This is a genomic window from Sphingopyxis sp., assembly GCF_036402335.1.
Taxonomy (GTDB): domain Bacteria; phylum Pseudomonadota; class Alphaproteobacteria; order Sphingomonadales; family Sphingomonadaceae; genus Sphingopyxis.
On record NZ_DASWTD010000382.1, the window covers coordinates 1 to 5,168 of the forward strand.

Annotated in this window: 6 protein-coding genes; 2 read left to right on the top strand and 4 right to left on the bottom strand. The window is 66.4% G+C overall.

From position 1 onward, the window contains the following. The 3 genes from VGD20_RS12070 to VGD20_RS12080 all read right to left on the bottom strand — a co-directional run. The coding region (locus VGD20_RS12070) for a SixA phosphatase family protein (RefSeq protein WP_331134681.1) at positions 1-479 on the bottom strand (479 nt) is incomplete at its 3' end. A gap of 55 nt (positions 480-534) precedes the next feature. Continuing rightward, positions 535-3,270 carry an ATP-dependent DNA helicase gene (locus VGD20_RS12075; protein ID WP_331134682.1) on the bottom strand — a complete coding sequence of 912 codons (2,736 nt, stop codon included), beginning with the start codon at positions 3,268-3,270 and terminating at the stop codon, positions 535-537. Between the two features lie 55 nt (positions 3,271-3,325). After that, positions 3,326-3,643, bottom strand: coding sequence for a GIY-YIG nuclease family protein (locus tag VGD20_RS12080; protein WP_331134683.1), 318 nt, complete (start codon positions 3,641-3,643; stop codon positions 3,326-3,328). A gap of 95 nt (positions 3,644-3,738) precedes the next feature. On the opposite strand from VGD20_RS12080, the gene VGD20_RS12085 reads away from it, so the two are divergent. Then, on the top strand, positions 3,739-4,173 hold the full coding sequence (locus VGD20_RS12085) for a hypothetical protein (protein ID WP_331134684.1): 435 nt from the start codon (positions 3,739-3,741) through the stop codon (positions 4,171-4,173). A 16-nt stretch (positions 4,174-4,189) separates the two neighbouring features. Here VGD20_RS12085 and VGD20_RS12090 read toward each other — a convergent pair whose 3' ends face one another. Next, positions 4,190-4,558 (bottom strand): PilZ domain-containing protein, encoded by a 369-nt coding sequence (locus tag VGD20_RS12090; protein ID WP_331134685.1) that lies wholly within the window; start codon positions 4,556-4,558, stop codon positions 4,190-4,192. Between the two features lie 100 nt (positions 4,559-4,658). On the opposite strand from VGD20_RS12090, the gene VGD20_RS12095 reads away from it, so the two are divergent. Next, a complete protein-coding gene (locus tag VGD20_RS12095; RefSeq protein WP_331134686.1) occupies positions 4,659-5,069 on the top strand; it encodes a response regulator transcription factor in 411 nt (136 codons plus the stop codon). Positions 5,070-5,168: the final 99 nt, after the last annotated feature.

Consider the following 5,168-nt stretch of genomic DNA (forward strand, 5'->3'; position numbering starts at 1 on the left):
ATGTTCACGTCGAGATCGTGCCAGTCGGCGATGTCGAGTTCGAGCCGCGCCAGCGCCGATGTCGGCAGCTTTTCCTCGACCTTTGCGCGCAGTTCGTCGTCGGTGGATTGCGGTACGAGCATCAGGATCAGATCCTCCAGCCCCGGATTATGTCCCGAAATCAGCAGATGCTGCGCATCGCGTCCGGTGTCGCGAATCACGTCGATCAGCGTCGCGGCGGAGGCGAGGTAGATGCGGCGATCCCAATGCGGCTCGAGCGTGTCGAGATCGGCGGCGGGTTGAAAAATGTCGAGCGTCTCGGTCACCCGCACCGCCGGCGAGGCGATGATGCGGTCGATGGGCAGCTTCTGCCGTTTCAACCATTGTCCGATCAATTCGGCGCCGCGCTGGCCCCGCTTGTTGATCGGCCGGTCAAAATCGCGCTCGACCTGTACATCCCAACCCGATTTGGCGTGGCGCAGGATTGTCAAAGTCTTCAAAATCTCTCCCTGCGTTCCCACGCATTACCCTCGTTCGGCGCCTTGTGCCGGAAACTTATGACGGTGAAAAGGCGGGAAACGCGGTTTTTCTGCGTTCGACATTTGCCGCGGCAACATGGTTGACGGCTTCGTCGAGCGGCAGGCGGCGGATCGGCGTGCCCTCGGGAAAGGCGCTGAGCAGCCGCGACGGGAATGAGGGCGAGAGCATCACGAACTGGCCAAAATCGTCGGCACGGCGGATCAGGCGGCCGAACGCCTGGCCGATGCGCGCGCGAATGACCATGTCGTCATAGGCGCCGCCGCCCTGCGCCGCGCGCCGCGCCGCATGCAGGATCGTCGGGCGCGGCCAAGGCACGCCTTCCATCACGACGAGCCGCAGCGAATCGCCGGGGACGTCGACGCCGTCGCGCAGCGCGTCGGTGCCGAGCAGCGACGCATGCGGATCGGCACGGAAAATGTCGACGAGCGTGCCGGTGTCGAGCGGATCGACATGTTGCGCGAACAGCGGCAGACCCGCGCGGGCGAGGCGGTCGGCGATGCGGGCGTGGACGATGCGGAGGCGCCGGATCGCGCTGAACAGCCCCAGTGCGCCGCCCCCCGATGCCTCGATCAGGCGGCTGTAAGCGCCGGCGAGCGCGGGAAGGTCGCCGCGTGCGATATCGGTGACGATCAGCACTTCCGACTGGCGCGCATAATCGAACGGGCTGGGGACGGCGAAATGGCGGACGCCGCCATCCATGTGCCGCGCGCCGGTGCGGATGTCGGCATCGGCCCAGCCGCCGCTTCCCTGGCCGCCGTTGCGGAGCGTCGCCGAGGTGACGAGCACGCCCTGGGCGGGGCGGTAGACGACGTCCGCGATCGGCCGTGCGGGATCGAGCCAGTGGCGGTGCAGCCCGGTGTCGAACTCGCGCCCGTCGTAACGATCGACGGCGAGCCAGTCGACGAAATCGGGGTCGGCAGGGCCGCCGACGCGTCCGAGCAGCGACAGCCAGCCGCCCAATGTGTCGATGCGCGTACCGAGGCTGTGCCGTGCGCCGTCGACGCGTGCCCGCGCTTGCCCGTCGAGCCAGTCGGGCGGATCGTCGATCAGCGCGTCGAGCCGCTTGCCGAGCGCCATCAGCGGCCGCAGCAGCGCCTCGACCGCGTCGCTTGCTGCCGCGGCAGCAGCCACCAGCGCGGCGTCGGGGTCGGCGAGCTCGGTTTCGAGGCCATAGCCGCTGTCGGCGGTTCGCGTATCGACCGCGCGCGCGTAGACCTGTCCGCGCACCGCGACGAGCAGCCGCTCGATCGCGCCCCACGGGTCATTCTCCGACAATCGCGCGAGCCACCCGTCGCCGGGCAGTTCGGCGGCGGCGGCGATCGCCGCCTGGATTGCGCGGTCGCCCGCCTCGTCATAGCTTGCGACGTCGGCGAGCCGCGCCGCGAGCCCGCGCCGCCGGCCACGCGACTTGCCCTCGGGGCCGAGGATCCAGCGCCGGATCTCGACCGCTTCCTGTCCGGTGAGTGCGGCGGCGAACATGCTGTCGGCGGCGTCCCACAGATGATGGCCTTCGTCGAAGATCAGCCGCGTTGCGGGGCCGCCGCCGTCGCGTGGACGCGCGGCCTGCACCATCGTCAGCGCATGGTTGGCGATCACGATATCGGCCTGCGTCGCCGCGCGCGCCGAGCGTTCGATGAAGCATTTGCGGAAATGCGGACAGCCCGCATAGATGCACTCGCCGCGCCGGTCGGTCAGCGCGGTGGTGCCGTTGCGGCGGAAGAGCGCGGGGAGCCAGCCGGGCAGGTCGCCGCCAATCATGTCGCCGTCGCGCGTATAGGCGGCCCAGCGCGCGACGAGCTGCGCGAGGATCGCGGCGCGGCCCGAAAAGCCGCCCTGCAGCGCGTCTTCGAGGTTGAGCAGGCAGAGGTAATTCTCGCGCCCCTTGCGCACGACGACCTTTTCGCGGTGCGTCGCCGCGTCGGGATAGAGCTTCTCGGTCTCGCGCGACAATTGGCGTTGCAGGGCCTTGGTGAAGGTCGAGATGCAGACGCTGCCCGCGGATTGGTCGATCCACTGTTTGGCGGGAGCAAGGTAGCCGAGCGTCTTGCCGATCCCCGTTCCGGCCTCGGCGACCAGCATCTGCGGTGTGTCCTTGCGTTCGCGCGGTTCGAAGATCGCGGCGGTCGCGCGGGCATAGTCCTGCTGTCCGGGGCGGCGTTCGGCGCCGTCGCCGGTCAGCCGGTCGAGCCGTACCGCGACGTCCCCGGCATCGATCGTCACCTGTCGCGGCGCGGCGCGCGGCGGCACCTCTTCCCATTCGGGCAGGCGCGCGAACAGCCAGCGTTCACTTGCATCGGGCTGCGACAGGCGCGGCTGGACAAGCGGTGACCATGCCCAGCGCTGGCGCGACAAGGCCTGTACGCCGTGCCAGGCACCTTCACGCTCGGGCCAGTCGGGATCGTCGAGGGTGGCGAGCATCGCCGTCGCGGCCCGCGGCAGGAACGCGGCGATATCTTCCTCGCTCTTCGGGGGCATCAGGCCGATCGCGCTCGCGATTCCTGCCGGGGTGGGTACCGCGAAGCGCGCGGGATAGAGGAAGGCGAACAGTTCGAGCAGGTCGAGCCCCGAAAGCTCGGGATAGCCGAGCCGGTCACCCGTCAGCGTCGCGTTGAGGAGCAGGTGCGGCGTCGCCGCGACCGCGGCAATCGCTTCGCCGCGCCCGACGCGCTGCACCCGGCCGTGGGTGTCAGCGATCCAGATGCCGATATGGCTCGCGTGGATCGCGGGCAGGGAAAGCGGGTCGGGAGCCATCGCGCCACGCTAGGGACAAAAGGCGAACGCGGCAAGGCGGGTGGCAGCCACCGGGCTATCTTTTATCCGTTCGTCCTGAGCTTGTCGAAGGACCGTTCTTGCCTTTTGCTAAAGTAGAAATCCTGTCCCAATCGCCTCGGATGAGAGCCATCTTCTTGGCACGGCCCCACCCCTTGATCCGCCGTTCTGCTTCCAACGCCTCAATGCGTGTCGAGAATTCCTGGCTCCAAACAAGAACAACGGGCAATTTGTCCGACGTAAAGCCGGCTATAGTACCGGATTCATGCTGCGCTATGCGATGAGGAAGATTATCCGTGTGGCCCGTGTAGAAAGCGCCGCCACGGCAATGCAGAATATAGGCCCAGAACCCCATAGACACCCAAGTAGAAGAAAGAACGGCCCTTCGACAAGCTCAGGGCGAACGGAGGAGGAAATTCCTCTTCTACACAACGCGAAAGGACAATCCGCATGACCGAAGAAAGCGCAATTGGCGCGGTGGTCGACGAGATGTATGCGATGATCTCGGGGCCGAAGGGGCCGCGCGACTGGTCGCGGCAGGCGCATTGCTTTCACCCCGATGCGCGGCAGATCCGGACCTGGATCGACGCCGATGGACGCGCGACGTTCCGGAGCATGGGGCTGGACGACTATGCGCGCGACACGGCGCCCTTCTTTGCCGAAAATGATTTTTTCGAAATCGAGATCGGGCGGCGGATCGATGTGCTGGGAAACATCGCGCACGTATGGAGCGCGTATGAAGCGCGCGCGGCGTTGGGCGACGCGCTGCCCGAGCGGCGCGGGGTCAATTCGATCCAGCTGTTCAAGGATCCCGACCTCGGCTGGCGGATCATGGCGATGATTTGGGACAATGAGCGCGACGGCGTGGCGATCGCGCCCATCTAACGATCAGGCCCGATGCTTAGCTCAGTCCGCGGCGTCCGAAGACGGGAGCGCGGGTCGTGTGAAAAATCTGGGCGGGTTCGATTATCGATGCGCGGCGTGCGCGTGTCAGTGCGTTGTGAAGCGCGCCATGTGTCAGTTCGTACGGGAAACGGACGCCCATGCGGTCGAATTCGGACCACATGACCACCGCGTAAGTGACCTCACCGCCATAATGGATCTCGCAGCGCGAGCGCGCGGGCATGCTCGCCCCGTCGATGCGCGCGCCGCCTTCCGACAGATCGGTAATCCGGCCGTCGACGAAGTTGAGTACACCGTTGACGGTGACGTCGATCGAAACGGCAGTGCGCTTGTGGCCGCGGGCGGCGGGTGTGCGAAAATTGTCCATGTCCGGGACGCTACGCCCGCATGGTAAATTTTCGGGTAACGATGTTGGGTCGCCTCGGGACAATCTTGCAAGCGATGGCCGACGATGGTCTATGCGGAGCATGGCCCGCCCGATCATCCTTTACGGCATCGCGCTTGCCGCCGCGGCGTTCCTGCTCGAATGGTTGAACTACAAACATGTCGTGCACCGCTGGTCGACCGAATTTTACATTGCGGTCATCGCCGTCCTGTGCGTCGCGCTCGGCATCTGGGCGGGCAACCGGCTGACCGCGCGGCCGCGCCAGCCCTTTGCGCGCAACGACGCCGCCATCGCGGCGCTGGGGCTGAGCGCGCGCGAATGCGAGGTGCTCGAAATGCTCGCGGCGGGACACGCGAACAAGGTCATCGCGCGCCAGCTCGATATCTCGCCCAACACCGTGAAGACGCATGTCGCGCGGGTTTATGAAAAGCTGGCGGTCGCCAGCCGGACGCAGGCGGTGCAGAAGGCGCGGACGCTCGACATCCTGCCGTAAAATCGGGCGAAATCCCTGAATCACCCGTTTGGGCGATAGATTCCGGCCATTGTTTCGGCCCATCCCGCATGGCATCCACCATTTGGGGAGACAGAATAT